This window comes from Streptomyces sp. NPDC005752 (assembly GCF_040630715.1).
Taxonomy (GTDB): Bacteria; Actinomycetota; Actinomycetes; order Streptomycetales; family Streptomycetaceae; genus Streptomyces.
In genome coordinates, this window is sequence record NZ_JBEXYB010000007.1 from 143,645 (window position 1) to 160,367 (window position 16,723).

Annotated in this window: 15 protein-coding genes and 1 pseudogene; 5 read left to right on the forward strand and 11 right to left on the reverse strand. The window is 69.3% G+C overall.

Features of this window, described 5'->3' with window-relative positions:
- Positions 1-22: 22 nt before the first annotated feature.
- Both ABZ441_RS08640 and ABZ441_RS08645 read right to left on the reverse strand, forming a co-directional pair.
- Positions 23-434 (reverse strand): annotated as a pseudogene (locus tag ABZ441_RS08640) (FCD domain-containing protein); the annotation flags it as partial.
- A 242-nt stretch (positions 435-676) separates the two neighbouring features.
- Positions 677-1,234: an NAD(P)H-dependent oxidoreductase gene (locus ABZ441_RS08645; protein WP_358969815.1), complete on the reverse strand. Its 558-nt coding sequence runs from the start codon at positions 1,232-1,234 to the stop codon at positions 677-679.
- Positions 1,235-1,350: 116 nt separating this feature from the next.
- Here ABZ441_RS08645 and ABZ441_RS08650 point away from each other — a divergent pair, with 116 nt between their 5' ends.
- Positions 1,351-2,004, forward strand: a complete 654-nt coding sequence (locus ABZ441_RS08650; protein WP_358969817.1) for a helix-turn-helix domain-containing protein — start codon at positions 1,351-1,353, stop codon at positions 2,002-2,004.
- Here the strand turns inward: ABZ441_RS08650 and ABZ441_RS08655 are convergent.
- Positions 1,979-3,145: a damage-control phosphatase ARMT1 family protein gene (locus ABZ441_RS08655; RefSeq protein ID WP_358969961.1), complete on the reverse strand. Its 1,167-nt coding sequence runs from the start codon at positions 3,143-3,145 to the stop codon at positions 1,979-1,981. The two genes, ABZ441_RS08650 and ABZ441_RS08655, sit on opposite strands and share 26 nt — an antisense overlap.
- Before the next feature lie 272 nt (positions 3,146-3,417).
- Here ABZ441_RS08655 and htpG point away from each other — a divergent pair, with 272 nt between their 5' ends.
- Both htpG and ABZ441_RS08665 read left to right on the forward strand, forming a co-directional pair.
- A complete protein-coding gene (htpG, locus tag ABZ441_RS08660; protein ID WP_358969819.1) occupies positions 3,418-5,328 on the forward strand; it encodes a molecular chaperone HtpG in 1,911 nt (636 codons plus the stop codon).
- 358 nt (positions 5,329-5,686) lie between these two features.
- On the forward strand, positions 5,687-6,481 hold the full coding sequence (locus ABZ441_RS08665; protein WP_358969821.1) for an SGNH/GDSL hydrolase family protein: 795 nt from the start codon (positions 5,687-5,689) through the stop codon (positions 6,479-6,481).
- 104 nt (positions 6,482-6,585) lie between these two features.
- On the opposite strand, the gene ABZ441_RS08670 is transcribed toward ABZ441_RS08665, so the two are convergent.
- Together ABZ441_RS08670 and ABZ441_RS08675 are read right to left on the reverse strand one after the other, a co-directional pair.
- Positions 6,586-7,005: a nuclear transport factor 2 family protein gene (locus tag ABZ441_RS08670; RefSeq protein WP_358969823.1), complete on the reverse strand. Its 420-nt coding sequence runs from the start codon at positions 7,003-7,005 to the stop codon at positions 6,586-6,588.
- A 50-nt stretch (positions 7,006-7,055) separates the two neighbouring features.
- On the reverse strand, positions 7,056-7,313 hold the full coding sequence (locus ABZ441_RS08675; protein WP_358969970.1) for a hypothetical protein: 258 nt from the start codon (positions 7,311-7,313) through the stop codon (positions 7,056-7,058).
- 18 nt (positions 7,314-7,331) lie between these two features.
- On the opposite strand from ABZ441_RS08675, the gene ABZ441_RS08680 reads away from it, so the two are divergent.
- Together ABZ441_RS08680 and ABZ441_RS08685 are read left to right on the forward strand one after the other, a co-directional pair.
- Positions 7,332-9,182 (forward strand): prolyl oligopeptidase family serine peptidase, encoded by a 1,851-nt coding sequence (locus ABZ441_RS08680; protein ID WP_358969825.1) that lies wholly within the window; start codon positions 7,332-7,334, stop codon positions 9,180-9,182.
- Positions 9,183-9,273: 91 nt separating this feature from the next.
- Positions 9,274-10,053, forward strand: coding sequence for an SURF1 family protein (locus ABZ441_RS08685; protein ID WP_358969827.1), 780 nt, complete (start codon positions 9,274-9,276; stop codon positions 10,051-10,053).
- A 305-nt stretch (positions 10,054-10,358) separates the two neighbouring features.
- Here ABZ441_RS08685 and ABZ441_RS08690 read toward each other — a convergent pair whose 3' ends face one another.
- From ABZ441_RS08690 to recR, 6 genes are all read right to left on the reverse strand, one after another.
- Positions 10,359-11,846, reverse strand: a complete 1,488-nt coding sequence (locus tag ABZ441_RS08690; RefSeq protein WP_358969829.1) for a hypothetical protein — start codon at positions 11,844-11,846, stop codon at positions 10,359-10,361.
- Complete coding sequence (locus ABZ441_RS08695; protein WP_205018934.1) at positions 11,843-12,418, reverse strand: SigE family RNA polymerase sigma factor; 576 nt, start codon at positions 12,416-12,418, stop codon at positions 11,843-11,845. The genes ABZ441_RS08690 and ABZ441_RS08695 overlap by 4 nt, the downstream gene beginning before the upstream one ends.
- Positions 12,419-12,777: 359 nt before the next feature.
- Complete coding sequence (locus ABZ441_RS08700; RefSeq protein ID WP_358969832.1) at positions 12,778-13,842, reverse strand: aspartate-semialdehyde dehydrogenase; 1,065 nt, start codon at positions 13,840-13,842, stop codon at positions 12,778-12,780.
- On the reverse strand, positions 13,839-15,110 hold the full coding sequence (locus ABZ441_RS08705; protein WP_307126276.1) for an aspartate kinase: 1,272 nt from the start codon (positions 15,108-15,110) through the stop codon (positions 13,839-13,841). Before ABZ441_RS08705 ends, ABZ441_RS08700 begins: the two co-directional genes overlap by 4 nt.
- A gap of 237 nt (positions 15,111-15,347) precedes the next feature.
- Positions 15,348-16,007 carry a DUF5063 domain-containing protein gene (locus ABZ441_RS08710; protein ID WP_358969835.1) on the reverse strand — a complete coding sequence of 220 codons (660 nt, stop codon included), beginning with the start codon at positions 16,005-16,007 and terminating at the stop codon, positions 15,348-15,350.
- An 83-nt stretch (positions 16,008-16,090) separates the two neighbouring features.
- Complete coding sequence (recR, locus tag ABZ441_RS08715; RefSeq protein WP_358969837.1) at positions 16,091-16,690, reverse strand: recombination mediator RecR; 600 nt, start codon at positions 16,688-16,690, stop codon at positions 16,091-16,093.
- Positions 16,691-16,723: the final 33 nt, after the last annotated feature.

Genomic DNA, 16,723 nt, shown 5'->3' on the forward strand with positions numbered 1-16,723 from the left:
CAATCAGATGGTGCGTGTCACCGCGCGGTGCCTCGACCACGCTCGCCAAGTGGGAGCGAGTGGCCGCCTGGGCCGCCTGCGGCTCCCCGGCCCTGATCGCGTCGATCAACGGCCAGGTGTTCACCCAGGGACTGCTGGAAGCGTCCGGGCCTCAGGACGAGGGAGCCTATGACGCACCAGTTGGCCGTTCGGTCGCTCCAGGAGCGAGACGGCCGCCTGCCGGCCGGTGAGCTCCATTACCGGGCAACGCAGTTCATGGTTCAGGGCGGAGAGGAGCATGGGATCGCCACCGGCGACGCCTTGGCCATGGCCCCGCCGATCCCTGCGTGCCGGTCCAGCCGCTCGTCGCGACGGCCGCCTTGGCAGCGCGGAGGACTTCCAGGGCCCTGCGGAACTCGGTGATCGCGACGGCCTGGTCTGACGCTCACCACGCGCCCCACTGGCCGGATCAGCTTGTTGCGGCATCGTCGCTCCCCTGACTGATTGCATGTCGAACCTAAATCCAGACCAAGGCAATTGTCAACAATTTTGTTGGACATATTGCGGCGACTGAGACGAGACCCAAGCGCGACCCGCAACGCACCGTGGGCCCGGCCCTCTCCTGGGAGAGGGGCCGGGCCCACGGCGTGCCGGGCGGCACGAGGACGACGTGACGACATCCGCCGCCGGAGGTGGATCAGACGGCAGCCGTGGCACCTTCGGCGACCTGGCGGATCACCTCGGTCAGCGAGGTGACGACCTCGGCGTCGTCCGCCGGGTGGAGCTCGGCGAAACGGGTCACGGAGCCAGGGATGGAGAGCTTGGCCTCGGCCAGGACGGCCCCGCCCGCGAGACCGGCCGCCTTACGGGCCTCGTCCTGTGCCCACACGCCACCGAACTGCCCGAAGGCGGTGCCGACCACGGCGACGGGCTTGGCGGTCATGGCGCCGGCGCCGTACGGGCGGGACAGCCAGTCGATCGCGTTCTTCAGCACAGCCGGCATGGTGCCGTTGTACTCGGGCGAGAAGAGCAGGAACGCGTCGGACCGGCCGGCCGCCGCGCGCAGCTGGGCGGCGGCAGCGGGGACGCCACCCTCGACGTCGATGTCCTCGTTGTAGAAGGGGACGTCGACGAGACCCTCGTACAGCTCGACTTCGACGCCCTCGGGCGCGTGCTTGACGGCCGCCTCGGCGAGCTGCCGGTTGTGGGAGCCGGCGCGGAGGCTGCCGACGAGGGCGAGGATGCGTACAGACATGGGGGAAGCTCCCGGGAGACGGAGACTGAAGAAGTAAGCGGACCACGGTCCGTTTAAAGTTGTACCACCTAAACGGACCGTGGTCCACTTATCCTTCGCGGCGCTACCCTGGCGTCATGGCCGCTTCCCTTCCCCCGCTGCCCGGGCCGACCGCCCTCCGTGAGGTGCGTCCGGATCTAGCGCTCGTCACCGTCGGCCAACCCGCGCAACTGCGGGCGGACGCGGCACGCAACCGGGCGCTCCTGCTGGACGCGGCATCCCGCCTCCTGGCTCACTGCGGGGCGGCGAACCTCACGATGGAATCGGTGGCCGCCGCCGCCGGAGTCGGCAAGGGCACCGTCTTCCGGCGCTTCAAGGACCGCGCCGGTCTGCTCATCGCACTCCTCGACCACCGGGAGTCCCTGCTGCAGGCCGCCTTCCTCTCCGGACCGCCCCCCATGGGTCCCGGCGCCCCCGCCGCGGAGCGGCTGCACGCCTTCGGCCCCGCGGTGATGCGCCACGAACTGGACCACCACGAGCTGATCCTGGCCTCCCGCACCGACCCGTTGCGCGCCTACGCCGTGCCCGCGTACCGGCTGCGCCTCAGCCATATCGCCATGCTGCTGCGCGAGGCGCGCGCGGAGGGCGAACGGGAGCTCGTCGCGCACACTCTGCTGGGTTCGGTCGACGCCACTCTCGTCCATCACCTGACGTGCGACCGCGGCATGCGCATCGAACAGCTGGAGCAGGGCTGGCACGATCTCGTCACACGGCACGGGGTGGCACGCTGACGGCTGCCACGTCGTGCCCCGCACGCACCTGGATCAGGGCATGCGTGCCACTGGTGCGCCACTCGAGGCCGGACCGGTCCAGGCCTTCGACGGTCCTCGGGTCCAGGCCCACAACGACGTCGGACTTCAGCGTGCGCAGCGCGGCGACGGCCCCCGGAAAGTACGCCGTGAGATCGGCGAACGACGTGGTCGCCGGCCACAGCCGGTCGCCGACCAGCCGCCGGTAGTTGAGGTCCCCCTTGAGGACGGTCAGCGTCACGGCGCCCAGCTCCGCCCGGAGATCCCCGGGCATCCGCTCGTACGGGAACGGGGCGCAGAAGAACGCGTGCGTACGCACTTCGAGCCGACCGGACCCCATGGCCTCCCGGACGCGTCTGCCGATCGCGCCGGCTTCTCCGGGAGCGCCGCTCAGCCGGCGCAGGCAGTCGACGACGTCGGCCGTCATCGCGTCGGAGACGTAGTACGGGCGGGGCTTCACATAGAGCAGCACCCGGCCTGCGCGTCCGTGGTCGAGCATGTGGTCGATCAGGACGAGGTCGGGGATGAGCTCGCGGCCCGTGTTGTCGGCGATGACGGCGACGGTGGCCCGGGACTTCGGCGGCAGGAGCGCCCAGAGCGCCGCGCTGTCGTCGGCGACCAGACCGGGGACGGCTTCGGCCGGGGCGGATTCGCCTGCCGGGGTGGAATCGCCTGCCGGGGCGCGGAAGCCGAGATCGGCACGGTTACCCCAGAGCGACCCCTGGAGGAGAGCTGTCGCCCGCTCCGCTGCGGGGGCGCCCACGAGGTCGTCCAGGGAGCGGAGTTCCTGCTCGACGAGGTCGCCGCCCAGTTCGGCTCGTTTGAAGGGGGCGAAGGGATCGACGCCCTGCCAGGGGCCTTCGTCCAGATAGCCGACGGCTCCCAGGAGCCTGCGGTAGAAGTAGCTCTCGGCCCAGAGGAACGGGGCGTCGAACCAAGGCTGTCCGAAGTGCTCCGGTCCCCGCGCCAGCCAGAGCTCACGGTCGGAGCTCCCGGGGCCGAGCGGTTCGACGACGCCGTGGGCGATCTCGTGCAGCAGGTCGTCCAGGGCGCGGTGCTGCCGAGGCCCGTACGGGAAGGCCTCCCGCACCTGCTCCATGAGCGCCGGATGACGCTCGGCCATGACGCCCCGGGCGAAGCTGCCCGGCTCCCGGCAGGTGATCACAGGAGGGAGGCCATGGCCCCCCGCGGTCCCGGAAGTCGCTCGCGTATCGCCCATGCGCCCCAGTCTGCCCGGTGGGGCAGGTCCGCATCCCGCAGCGGAAGCGCGAGTCCACCGCCCGTGTGCGCGAGGCGGTCAACGGCCGTGACCGAACCGGCACATGGGCGGCCCGGAGCCTGGTTACGATGTACAGCGGCTCAGATCACTTACCCCAGGAAAGGGAACCCGCACCCATGCCGGCCGAGACGTTCGAGTTTCAGGTAGAAGCGCGCCAGCTCCTGCAGATGATGATCCATTCGATTTACTCGAACAAGGATGTCTTCCTGCGTGAGCTCATTTCCAATTCCTCGGACGCGCTGGACAAGCTGCGACTGGAAACGCTCCGCGACGACGCACTCCAGGCAGACTCGTCCGACCTCCATATCGCCATTGAAACCGACCAGGATAAGCGCACGCTGACCGTGCGCGACAACGGCATCGGAATGTCGCACGACGAGGTCGTGCAGTTGATCGGGACGATTGCCAATTCCGGTACGGCGAAGTTCCTCCAGGAACTGAAGGAAGCCAAGGACGCCACCGCATCCGAGGAACTCATCGGACAGTTCGGTGTCGGGTTCTATTCGAGCTTCATGGTCGCCGACGAGGTCACCCTGCTGACCCGGCGCGCGGGCGAGGAAACGGGCACGCGCTGGCAGTCCAGCGGTGAGGGCACCTACACCGTCGAGTCCGTCGACGACGCGCCCCAGGGCACGTCGGTCACGCTGCGACTCAAGCCCGAGGACACCGAGGACAAGCTCTTCGACTACACGTCGCCCTGGAAGATCAGGGAAATCGTCAAGCGCTACTCGGACTTCATCACCTGGCCCATCCGCATGGCTTCGGAGGGCGAGGAGGGCGCCGAACCCGGTACCGAGACGGTCAACTCGATGAAGGCCCTGTGGGCCAGGTCGAAGGACTCCGTGACCGATGAGGAGTACAGCGAGCTGTACAAGCACATCAGCCACGACTGGACCGAACCCCTCGAAACCATTCGCATGCAGGCGGAGGGCACCTTCGAATACCAGGCCCTGCTCTTCCTGCCGTCTCACGCACCGCAGGACCTGTTCATGCAGGACCACAAGCGCGGTGTTCAGCTCTATGTGAAGCGCGTATTCATCATGGATGACTGCGAAGCTCTCATGCCGACGTATCTCCGCTTCGTGAAGGGTGTCGTCGACGCACAGGACCTTTCGCTCAATGTGTCGCGTGAGATCCTCCAGCAGGACCGCCAGATCGAAATGATGCGGCGTCGCCTTGTCAAGAAGGTGCTGTCGACGGTGAAGGACCTGAGGTCCGGCGCCCCCGAGAAGTACGCCACCTTCTGGAAGGAATTCGGCCGGGTCCTGAAGGAAGGGCTGTTCCAGGACTTCGAGAACCGCGACGCGATCCTCGAGATCTCCTCCTTCGCCTCGACCCAGGACGAGGAGGGGCTCACCACTCTGCGCTCGTACGTGGAGCGGATGAAGGAGGGCCAGGAGCAGATCTACTTCATGACCGGCGAATCGCGTGCGGCCATGGAGAGTTCGCCCCACATGGAGGCCTTCCGCGCGAAGGGCTTCGAGGTCCTCCTGCTGACCGACCCCGTCGACGAGGTCTGGGTCCAGTCCGTCCCCGAGTTCGACGGCAAGCCTCTCCAGTCGATCGCCAAGGGCGAGGTCGACCTCGACACCGACGAGGAGAAGAAGGAGGTCGAGGCCGAGCGTGAGAAGCAGCAGGAGGAGTACGCCGGCCTGCTGACCTGGATGACGGAGCAGCTCGGTGACACCGTGAAGGAGGTACGCCTCTCGTCACGGCTGACCGTCTCACCGGCGTGCATCGTCTCGGACACGCACGATGTCACCCCGGCGCTGGAGAACATGTACCGCGCGATGGGCCAGGAGGTGCCGCAGATCAAGCGCATCCTCGAACTCAACCCGTCGCACGGACTGATCAGCGGGCTGAACAAGGCGTACGCCGAGCAGAGCGGCGAAGCGGGTAGCGGTACCGAACTGGCCGAGACGGCCGAGCTCGTCCACGGACTGGCACTTCTCTCGGACGGTGGCGAGCTGAGCGATCCCTCGCGCTTCAGCAAGCTGATGGCGGACCGTCTGGAGCGCACGCTCTAGCCCCGGCCATCCCCTCACTGCGGCCGCCAGGTTTCCTGGCGGCCGCAGTCATGTGCGGTGCGAGGGGAGTTGTGAAGGCGGCACGGCGACGGCAGCGGGCGCTCCCCCGAAGGGTCGGGCGCCGCCATCGAGGTGACCGGGCGGTGCCTCCAAGGGTGCCGGGGAGACCCACAACTTCACCATTTCGGGGTCCCGTTGAAGGTTTATCTACGCGCGGAGCATCGCCTGCCGAACGATCCTTCGGGCATATCAGACGACTTTCCCCGCGGCCATTACCGCCGAGTACCGGAAGCTGCTACAAACGTGCTCGCCCCACGAACTCCCCACTCATCCCCCACGTTTCGAAGGGCTGGCAGCCATGTCAGTACGTACCTTCCGGGCATCTCTCTCCACCCTGGCGATCGCCGCCGTGGCCATACTCGGCTTCGCCCAACCAGCATCTGCGGCAGGCGGGAACTACGTCGCTCTCGGTGACTCCTACTCCTCCGGAGTGGGCGCAGGGAGCTACACCTCGGAGAGCGGCGACTGCAAGCGCAGCACCAACGCGTATCCCTATCTCTGGAAGAACGCGAACGCTCCGTCGTCATTCGCGTTCGTCGCCTGCTCGGGTGCGACCACGTCCTCCGTGTCGAGCGGCCAGCTGGGCGCGCTGAGCTCGTCGACCACGCTCGTCAGCCTCACGGCCGGCGGCAACGACGTCGGGTTCGCAGACGTCATGCAGACGTGTGTCCTGCAGAGCGAGGCCACCTGCGTGAACCGGGTGAACACGGCGGTCTCCCAAATGCAGAACTCGCTGCCGGGAAGTCTCGACTCCCTGTACACGGGGATCCGCTCGCGTGCTCCGCAGGCCCATGTGGTGGTCCTGGGATACCCGCGCTTCTACAAGCTGTCGGGCACCTGCATCGCCGGGCTGACGGAGACCGAGCGCGGGGCCATCAACAACGCCTCGGACGTGCTGAACGGGGTGCTCGCCAAGCGGGCGGCCAACGCGGGATTCACCTTCTCCAGCGTGGTCGACGAGTTCACCGGGCACGAGCTCTGCTCCGGTGACGCGTGGATCCACAGCGTGTCCATCCCGGTCACCAACTCCTACCACCCCAAGGCCGTCGGGCAGTCCAACGGCTATCTGCCGGCCTTCCGCTCCGCGGCGTAACGCGCGTAGAACGGCCCGTCCGTCGCTCGCCGTGCCACCGTCCTCCGGCCTGTCGGAGGGCGGTGGCGTCAAGCGCGGCCGGGTCTCTCCGGGGGGCTGCGGACTCAGTACCGCTCGACCAGGTGCTCCCGGCCTGCCGGGGGCTCGTAGGGCTCCGGCCAGAAGTCCGTCACTCCGGCGATCCTGCCGTCCGCGTCGAACGTGAAGAAGTGGATGGCGTGCATCTCCTCGTGTCCGACCGTCACCAGCGTCCGGACGGCGGCCTGCCGGGCCTCCCCGTCGGCCACGATCCGCTCAGTCCGGACATGCCAGTCGCCCGGATACTCGCGGTTGAACCTGACGTAGCGCTCCTTGCCGAGAACACGCTCACGGCTCTGCGGCAGCTCGTACACCACGTCGTCGGCGAGGGTGGCCGAGAAGGCTTCCCAGTCGCGGGCGCCGGCCGCGGCCCAGTAGGCCTCCACCGCCGCCCGCACCTCTGCCGTCCCCCACACCCTGCCCGCACCGCCGGCCGTTTCAGTCATGGCCCCGAGTGTGGCCCCCGCCTCTGACAATCGGGCGGGCGCCGTCCCGTTCAGTCGCTGCCGGGCCGTGACGCCCTGAGCGAATGGATCATCGTGATGCGCTCGAGCCCGCGCAAGGCCTCCTTGACTGCCGGGAAGGTGTCCAGATCGTAGTGGTCACCGGCCGCGTGAATCGCTACGCGCTCGCCCCGGCGGGCACGGTCGGCCTCGTGCCGGTCGTCGGGATCGGTGAGTACGTGCGAGAAGTTACCCACAGGCTGGGGGCGCGTGCGAACAGTTATCCACAGGCTGCCCGGCGGAGTGGCCACATCGGGTTGGATGGGGGCATGAGCGACACACAGAACGACGCGTCCGTACCAAAGCGGGACCCGGAGCCGCCGCAGTGGGAGCAGCGTTTCCGCGCTGCACGGGTGTCCCTGCCCGACTGGGCCGAGGACGCTCCCCACCGCGCGCTCTTCGTCTCCAACGCCACCGGCACCTACGAGCTGTACGCCTGGGACCGGGTGACCGGCGGGCAGCGCCAGGTGACCGACCGGCCGAACGGGACGACCGACGGAGTGCTGACCCCCGACGGCGAGGCGATCTGGTGGTTCGCCGACACCGACGGCGACGAGTTCGGCGTGTGGATGCGGCAGCCCTTCGGCGGGGGTCCGGACGAGCTGGCCGCGCCCGGTCTGGAAGCCTCGTATCCGGCCGGACTCGCGATCGGCAGGGACGGCACGGCAGTGGTCGGACGCTCGACGGACGAGGACGGCACCACGGTGCACCTGGTGCCCGCCGGGGCGGAGCCGAGCGAGATCTACCGGCACCGGGAGTCCGCCGGGGTCGGCGACCTCTCCCACGACGGAACCCTGATCGCACTGGAACACACGGAGCACGGCGACGCGATGCACTCCGCACTGCGGGTGGTGCGCCCCGACGGTTCGACGGTCGCCGAGCTGGACGACACCGAGGGAGGCACCAAGGAGCTGGGCCTGTCGGTGCTGGCCTTCGCCCCCGTGGCCGGTGACACCCGGCTGCTGATCGGGCATCAGCGGCGCGGGCGGTGGGAGCCGATGATCTGGGACCCGGTTGCGGGGACACAGACTGACCTGCCGGTCGATCTGCCCGGTGACGTGGGAGCCGAATGGTATCCGGACGGATCCGCGCTGCTGATCGAGCACAGCTTCGAGGCACGCAGCGAGCTGTGGCGTTACGAGCCGGGCGCCGCGGGACCGGTGCGGGTCGAGACCCCCTCCGGGACGGTGTCGGGCGCCACGGCCCGCCCGGACGGCACGGTGGAGTATCTGTGGTCGTCCGCCGCGCAGCCTCCCGCCGTACGGTCCACGTCGGGCTCCGTCGTCCTCGACCCGCCGGGCGCGAAGGCTCCGGCCTCGGTACCGGTGCGGGATGCCTGGGTGGACGGGCCGGGAGGGCGTATCCACGCCCTGGTTCAGACTCCGGCCACGGGTGACGGGCCGTTCCCCACGGTCTTCGAGATACACGGAGGTCCCACCTGGCACGACAGCGACGCCTTCGCATCGGGGCCCGCCGCGTGGGTGGACCACGGCTTCGCCGTCGTGCGCGTCAACTACCGCGGCTCGACGGGCTACGGGCGAGCCTGGACGGACGCGCTCAAGCACCGGGTCGGGCTGATCGAGCTGGAGGACGTGGCGGCCGTGCGCGAGTGGGCGGTGAAGTCAGGGCTCGCCGACCCCGACCGGCTGGTGCTGTCCGGTGGTTCGTGGGGCGGCTACCTGACCCTGCTCGGGCTCGGTACGCAGCCGGACGCCTGGGCCCTCGGACTGGCGGCGGTCCCGGTCGCCGACTACGTGACCGCCTATCACGACGAGATGGAAGCGCTGAAGGCGATGGACCGCACACTGCTGGGCGGGACCCCGGAGGAGGTTCCCGAGCGCTTCGAGGCCTCCTCCCCGCTGACCTATGTGGACGCCGTGCGCGCTCCGGTCTACATCTCCGCCGGCGTCAACGATCCACGCTGCCCGATCCGTCAGGTGGAGAACTACGTGGACCGCCTCGCGGCCCGGGGCGCGGTCCACGAGGTCTACCGCTACGACGCGGGGCACGGCTCACTCGTCGTGGAGGAGCGGATCAAGCAGGTGCGACTGGAGCTGGACTTCGCGCTGCGGCACCTCGGGAGGTCACAGGCCCGGGGAGACGAGAAAGGCCGCGCCTAGGGCCGGGGCCGCAGGGGGCGACGGCATAAGGTCCGGATAAATGGTGCACCCCGCTCCGGGGGCCCGGAGCGGGGAACCGTACCGTGGAGGGGTGTACCGGTTCCTGCTGACCCCGCGGTGGTGGGGGATCAACCTCTTCGTCGTGCTGGCCATCCCCTTCTGCGTGTTCATGGGTACGTGGCAGCTCGGCCGTTTCGAGGCCCGCGTGCAGTCGCACGAGGAGGCCGAGGAGCGCCCCGATCCGGGCACCCGCTCCCCGAAGCCGCTCGACGACCTGCTCCCCGTGAGCACGGAGACGTCCGGCCGCCCTGCCGTGGCGACAGGTACGTACGCCGACCGGTTCCTGGTCCCCGGACGCGAGCTGGACGACCGTAGCGGCTTCTACGTGCTGGACCTGCTGCGCACCGACGGCGGCAAGGCGCTGCCCGTCGTCAGGGGCTGGCTGGCCGGCTCACCGGGCAGCACGAAGGTTCCCGCGGCACCGACCGGCGAGGTCACCGTGACCGGCGATCTGCAGGCCTCCGAGAACAGCGGCACCAGCGGCGTGGACCTCAGCGGCGGGCTCCCCGAGGGCCAGCTCGGCATGATCAGCGCGGCGTCCCTGGTGAACCTCGTCCCGTACGACGTCTACGACGCCTGGGTGACCCTGCCCGAGCCGGAGGCGGGTGGGGCGGGCGGGGACATGAAGCCCGTGCCCGCGGCGGCGGCGCAGGGCAGCGGACTCGATCTGAAGGCCTTCCAGAACCTCGGCTACACCGGCGAGTGGTTCGTCTTCGGCGGCTTCGTGCTCTTCATGTGGTTCCGGCTGGTGCGCCGCGAGGCGGAGGCCGCACGCGATGTGCAACTCGGCCTCGCGGCCGACGCCGACTGACGGAGCAAGCGGCAGGGCCGGCCACTGACCGGCACTGCGGAACCCGCGCAGTTCGCAGATCAGGGCAAGCACGGACCCGAGCAGGCCACAGCCTCGAGCAGACCGTGGACCCGAGCAAGCCGGAGCCCCGAGCAGACCGCGGATCCGGGCAGCCTGGGCGGACTGGGCCGGACGGGGCGCGGGGGATGTCGGTCCTGCGCGGCCGGATCGCGCCCTACCGGATCCTGTATGACGGACCCTGCACGGCCGATCCGGCCGATCCGTACCACCGTCCGCCCATCCGAATCAGGCCAGGACGAATCAGGCTAGGACGCGTTCAGTACGCCAGTGCGGTAGATCGTGCCCGCACACGCGTTGGCGATCGTTGTCTCCGCGGTCGGCGCACCCGCCTCCGGGGTGTGCGTAACGGCGATGCTGCCGTCCGCAGGGCCCCCGTCCGCGCTGCCGAACTGCGCCGCGGTGTCCGTCGTCCCCGCGGTGGTACCCGCCCCCTCGCCTCCGCCGCCGCCTCCGTCGCCGTCCGTGGGCGTCGGGCTCGGCGAACCACCGGTGGTCGGGCAGGTGTCGGACGGCACCCACGCGAAGCGCACCTCGTAGGCCATCGTCGGCTTCAGGACCACGGTCCCGGGCTCCAGCGACGGGTCGGGCAGGCCGGTCGCAGGGTCTCCCGCGGCGTGCTGCACCACAGTGATCTTCAGCGGGTCGGCGGCGCCCGCCGCCTGGAAGCCGACTGTGCCGTTGTTGGTCACCGAGCAGGCGGCGCCGGAGACATTGGCGATCCTGAAGGTCCCGTACACAGTGCCGTCCGCGCCGGCCGCGCCCGCGTCGGCGGAGGCTACCCCGAGCTGGCCGGGGTCACAGACCGTGGTGGCACTCAGGTCGGAGCCCTGAGGGTCGTCGACGCCCGCGGCCCCGCTTCTCTCGGCGTCCGGGCCCGAACCCCGCGACGGAGCCGTCGAGTCGCCGGTATCACCCTCGGCACCCTCGGTCCGGCGGTCCGCGGGACCTGCCGTCTTCCCGCCGTCGGCCTCTGAGCCCGCGTCCTGTCCGCTGCCTCCCTGGGCCTGCTCGCCATGGCCGGCGATCGCGGGGTTGGCAGTGGCCGAGCCATCCGAACTCGCCACATGCACGAAGGCCGGAACCGCCGTCCCGATCAGCAGTGCCGCTGCCGCGGCACCCACCACGCCCTGCCTCCGCCGGGCGCGACGGGCGGGCACCGCTCGGTGCAGATGACTGAGGGTGCCGTCGGAGGGCTCGAGACCCTCGACAGCGCCCTGCAGCATGCGGCGCAGCGCGGCCTCGTCCATGCCCTCGCTCTCGCCTCCGGCGCGGCCGGAGGCACCGGGGTCGTCCCCGCAGGCACCAGGGCCGTCCCCGGAAGCTCCGCGGCCACCACCGCGGAAGAGTTCGGTCAGCGTGCCGCCACCGCCTGACCGGACCTCATGACCGCCGAGGTCACGGCCACCCTGGTCAGGTGCGCCCACCTCAGGACGACGGTCCGAGTCCGCTCCCCCGGCCTCGGATCCTGCAGGAACGGGTCCCGACGCGGCAGCTCCCGAATCCGCTGATCCCGACGCGGCAGGACCCGAGGCGGCCTCCGACCCGTCGACCGCGCCCTGCGCGTCCTGGCTCTGGTCCTGGCCCTGACCCAGGCCCTGGCCCAGGTCCTGACCTTGGTCCTGCTTCCGTTCACCGTCCCGCTCCGGATCGGCGTGCGGGATGTTCTCCGGCCCGTGGTTCACAGTTCCTTTTCCAGTCCGGTCATCGTCGTGCCTGTTCTCGGGCCCGCTCATGCCTGCGCCTCCATCACGACGCGCAGTGCCGCGATGCCCCGGGAGCCGTACGCCTTCACCGAACCGAGCGATATCCCCAGCGTCTCCGCGACCTGGGCCTCCGTCATGTCCGAGAAGTAGCGGAGCACCAGCACCTCGCGCTGGCGGCGCTGCAGCCCCTTCATCGCCTTGATCAGCGCGTCCCGCTCCAACTGGTCGTACGCGCCCTCCTCCGCGCTCGCCATGTCCGGCATCGGCTTGGAGAGGAGCTTCATCCCGAGGATGCGCCGACGCAGCGCGGATCGGGAGAGGTTGACCACCGTCTGGCGGAGGTACGCGAGCGTCTTCTCCCGATCCCGCACCCGGTTCCGTGCCGAGTGCACCCGGATGAAGGCCTCCTGCACCACGTCCTCGCAGGACGCGGTGTCGTCCAGCAGGAGCGCCGCTAGACCCAGCAGCGAGCGGTAGTGGGCTCGATAGGTCTCGGTGAGATGGTCGACCGTCGTTCCTGCCGCCACCGCCTCCTCAGCGCCCTCGCGCTGCGAAGGCAGCCGAGTGGACCGAGCAGCGGGCATGGGCGCAATCACCGGCATACCGCCGGCTGCGCGGGGCCGCCGGAGCGGGCGCACCGAAGCGCCTCGCAACGGGCCCACCACTGTGATGTCGAGAACCTCTGCCACGCCAGTTGGACACGCTTCCCCCCGTCAGGGTTGTACGCGAACGGCACCGCGTTCGATGCTGTGCGACATGCCCTCATTCGTACCTGCTCTTCCCCAAATGCCCTGAAAACACATCCCGCCACGCAAGAAGTGACAACATAGACGCGTCGCATCCGCCCAGCGGTTGCGGAGGGCCAGGAGATCATCGTCGGATATGACAACGCCCCAGCTCAAGGTGTTCAGACGGGCAAGTTACCCACAGGGCGTACACAGATCCTACAAAACAGGTTCGATCAGGTACGAGGAAATTCCCTGGCCACCGATTCCGCGATCTGGGCCACATTGAGGGCCGCGCCTTTTCGGAGATTGTCGGCGCAGATGAACATCTCGACGGCATGTGGATCGTCCAACGACTGGCGCACCCGGCCGACCCAGGCCGGATCGGTGCCCACGACGTCGGACGGTGTGGGGAAGTCTCCGGCGGCAGGGCTGTCGAAGAGCACCACCCCGGGCGCCGTCGCCAGCACCTCGTGCGCCCGCTCCACGGAGACCTCGTTCTCGAAACGGGCGTGCACGGACATGGAGTGCGCCGCGACGACGGGTACGTACACACAGGTCGCGGTCACCTTCAGACCCGGCAGGCCCAGGACCTTCCGGCACTCCCGGCGGATCGCCAGTTCCTCGGACGACCAGCCGTCCCCGGCGTCGGTCCCGGCCCAGGGCACCACGTTCAGGGCCACCGGGGCGGCGAAAGGGCTCCTGTCCCCGTCGCCCATCGCCCTCCGTACGTCCCCGGGGCGGGTGCCCAGCTCCGTACCCGCCACCAGGGCGAGCTGCTCGCGGAGTACGGCGACACCGTCCCGGCCCTCACCGCTCACGGCCTGGTAGGACGAGACGATCAGCTCCCGAAGGCCGAATTCGGCGTGCAGCGCACCGACCGCGACGATCAGCGACAGTGTCGTGCAGTTCGGGGACGCGACGATGCCGCGCGGTCTCACCCGCGCGGCATGGGGATTGATCTCCGGAACGACCAGGGGCACGTCGTCGTCCAGCCGGAAGGCCGCAGAGTCGTCCACGACCACGGCGCCCCGGGCCGCGGCGACCGGCCCCCACTGCGCGGACACCTCGTCCGACGCCAGGAACAGGGCAACGTCCACCCCGTCGAACACGTCCTCGGAGAGCGGGAGGACCTCCGTCTCCTCACCACGTACGACCAGCTTGGCGCCGGCCGCCCGCGGGGAGGCGATCAGTCTGACCTCGCCCCAGATGTCCGCATGCTCCGAAAGGATCTGGAGCATGACGCCGCCGATCACCCCGGTCGCACCCACGACCGCGAGCGAAGGGCGGCGTCCCGTCATCGGCCGGTGCCTCCGTAGACGACTGCCTCGTCGGAGTCACTGTCGAGACCGAAGGCGGTGTGCACGGCGCGCACGGCTTCGTTGACGTCGTCGACACGGGTGACCACCGAGATGCGGATCTCGGACGTCGAGATCAGCTCGATGTTCACACCGACGTCGGACAGCGCCTCGAAGAAACCGGCGGTGACCCCGGGGTTGGTCTTCATGCCCGCGCCGACGAGGGAGATCTTGGCGATCTGGTCGTCGTAGCGCAGGGACTCGAACCCGATGCCGGCGCGGTTGCGCTCCAGGGCGTCGATCGCCTTGCGGCCCTCGGCCTTGGGCAGCGTGAAGGTGATGTCCGTCAGCCCGGTCGAGGCGGCTGAGACGTTCTGCACCACCATGTCCATGTTGATCTCGGCATCGGCGATGGCGCGGAAGATCGCTGCTGCCTCGCCCGGCTTGTCGGGGACGCCGACGACCGTGACCTTGGCCTCGGAGACGTCGTGGGCGACTCCGGAGATGATGGCGTGCTCCACCTGCTGGTCCCCTTGCGGCTCGTTGCTGACCCAGGTGCCGCGCAGTCCGGAGAAGGACGAGCGGACGTGGATCGGGATGTTGTAACGGCGTGCGTACTCGACGCAGCGGTGCAGCAGCACCTTGGAGCCGGACGCCGCCAGCTCCAGCATGTCCTCGAAGGAGATCCAGTCGATCTTCCGGGCCTTCTTCACGACCCGGGGGTCGGCGGTGAAGACACCGTCCACATCGGTGTAGATCTCACAGACCTCCGCGTCCAGCGCGGCGGCCAGTGCGACGGCGGTCGTGTCCGAGCCACCACGACCGAGGGTCGTGATGTTCTTGCCCTCCTGGCTCACACCCTGGAACCCGGCGACGATGGCGATGTTGCCCTCGTCGATCGAGGTCCGGATACGCCCGGGCGTGACATCGATGATGCGCGCTTTGTTGTGGACCGAGTCGGTGATGACACCGGCCTGGCTTCCCGTGAACGACTGGGCCTCGTGACCCAGGTTCTTGATCGCCATCGCCAGCAGGGCCATGGAGATCCGCTCTCCGGCGGTCAGCAGCATGTCGAACTCACGCCCGGCCGGCATCGGGGATACCTGCTCGGCGAGATCGATCAACTCGTCCGTCGTGTCGCCCATCGCGGACACCACGACAACCACCTGGTTGCCGTTCTTCTTGGCGTCGACGACTCGCTTGGCAACACGCTTGATGCCTTCGGCATCGGCTACGGAGGAGCCTCCGTACTTCTGCACGACAAGGCCCACGTGCGCTCCTCGCTCAATAATGGTGCGGTCGGCTCAGTTTAACGAGCAGCCCGGAATCGACCCGTCGGTACCGGATGGTGAGATGTCCCGCCCACCACCTGGTACGTAGGCCGTCCCGAACTGCTCGTACGAAACTGCTGCCCGTATCCCCTCACGGCACGCCTTTTGTGTCCCAGGACACAGCGGACGAGGCAGCGGCAGCGGCGGGCACGGCCCGCGCACCCCGCGGGAACCCCGCTACAGGACCGGCCGCAGGCCCAGCGGCCCCGCGATCTCCTCAGCCATCACGCGCCCCGCCTCCTCGGCCAGGTCCCCGTCACCGGGGTCCTGGTCCGTGTCCAGGCCGTCGAGCTCCTGGAGCGGCTGGTTCAGCCGGATGTGGGCGATCAGCGACTGGAGCGCGCGCAGGGCCGCCGAGGCGGTGGAACCCCAGTTGGAGAAGTACGAGAACTGCCACCACCACATGGCCTCCGCCGTGCGGTCCGCCTCGTAGTGCGCGAGGCCGTGGCCGAGGTCCGTGACCAGGTCGGCCAGGTCGTCGGAGATGCGGTGGGGCACGGGGGGCTTGCGGGGCTCGTACGGGTCGAAGACCTCGGAGTAGACGTCGATGGGCTCCAGGAGCTCCGCGAAGCGCTCACGCAGCCCGTCGGCGTCCGGTTCGGCGCCCAGGTCCGGCTCGTAACGCTCGTCCGGGAGGATGTCCTCGTAGGCACCGAGTCTCCCGCCGGCCAGCAGGAGCTGGGAGACCTGGAGCAGCAGGACCGGGACGGCCTCTTCGGGCTCCTCGGCCTTGGACACCTCGGTGACCGCGACGATGAACGTCTTGATCTGATCCGCGATCTGGACGGCGAAATCGTCCGGATCCTGGGTGACGGAGTTCAGCGTGGCGTCAGACATCGAGGGGACCTCCCGTGGGCACGGTCGCGAGCGGTGGGTAGAACATAACGCCGCCCCGTATAAAGCCGCAGTCAGATGCCGGGTCACACATCGAGCAGACGCCTCCCCTCGAACGCGCGCCCGAGGGTGACCTCGTCCGCGTACTCCAGGTCGCCGCCCACGGGCAGTCCGCTGGCCAGCCGTGTGACCCGCAGACCCATCGGCTTGACCATCCGGGCGAGGTAGGTCGCCGTGGCCTCGCCCTCGAGGTTGGGGTCCGTCGCCAGGATCAGCTCCGTGATGGAGCCGTCCGCGAGCCGGGCCAGCAGCTCCCGGATGCGCAGGTCGTCGGGGCCGACGCCCTCGATCGGGCTGATCGCGCCGCCGAGCACGTGGTAGCGCCCCCGGAATTCACGGGTCCGCTCGATCGCGACGACGTCCTTGGGCTCCTCGACCACGCAGATCACCGTGCGGTCGCGGCGGGCGTCACGGCAGATGCCGCACTGCTCCTGCTGGGCGACGTTGCCGCAGACCTCGCAGAAGCGGACCTTGTCCTTGACCTCCAGGAGGGCATGGGCGAGACGGCGTACGTCGGTGGGCTCGGCCTGCAGGATGTGGAAGGCGATCCGCTGCGCGCTCTTGGGACCGACGCCCGGCAGCCTGCCCAGCTCGTCGATCAGCTCCTGAACCACGCCTTCGTACAACGGAACGCCTCTCCTTCTTCCTGCTCGCACCGT

What these genes read in the sequence shown, in the direction of transcription:
- ABZ441_RS08645 (WP_358969815.1), bottom strand. Translation starts at nt 1,234, where the DNA reads ATGTCTGTACGCATCCTCGCCCTCGTCGGCAGCCTCCGCGCCGGCTCC.
- ABZ441_RS08650 (WP_358969817.1), top strand. Translation starts at nt 1,351, where the DNA reads ATGGCCGCTTCCCTTCCCCCGCTGCCCGGGCCGACCGCCCTCCGTGAG.
- ABZ441_RS08655 (WP_358969961.1), bottom strand. Translation starts at nt 3,145, where the DNA reads ATGGCCGAGCGTCATCCGGCGCTCATGGAGCAGGTGCGGGAGGCCTTC.
- htpG (WP_358969819.1), top strand. Translation starts at nt 3,418, where the DNA reads ATGCCGGCCGAGACGTTCGAGTTTCAGGTAGAAGCGCGCCAGCTCCTG.
- ABZ441_RS08665 (WP_358969821.1), top strand. Translation starts at nt 5,687, where the DNA reads ATGTCAGTACGTACCTTCCGGGCATCTCTCTCCACCCTGGCGATCGCC.
- ABZ441_RS08670 (WP_358969823.1), bottom strand. Translation starts at nt 7,005, where the DNA reads ATGACTGAAACGGCCGGCGGTGCGGGCAGGGTGTGGGGGACGGCAGAG.
- ABZ441_RS08680 (WP_358969825.1), top strand. Translation starts at nt 7,332, where the DNA reads ATGAGCGACACACAGAACGACGCGTCCGTACCAAAGCGGGACCCGGAG.
- ABZ441_RS08690 (WP_358969829.1), bottom strand. Translation starts at nt 11,846, where the DNA reads ATGAGCGGGCCCGAGAACAGGCACGACGATGACCGGACTGGAAAAGGA.
- ABZ441_RS08695 (WP_205018934.1), bottom strand. Translation starts at nt 12,418, where the DNA reads ATGCCGGTGATTGCGCCCATGCCCGCTGCTCGGTCCACTCGGCTGCCT.
- ABZ441_RS08700 (WP_358969832.1), bottom strand. Translation starts at nt 13,842, where the DNA reads ATGACGGGACGCCGCCCTTCGCTCGCGGTCGTGGGTGCGACCGGGGTG.
- ABZ441_RS08710 (WP_358969835.1), bottom strand. Translation starts at nt 16,007, where the DNA reads ATGTCTGACGCCACGCTGAACTCCGTCACCCAGGATCCGGACGATTTC.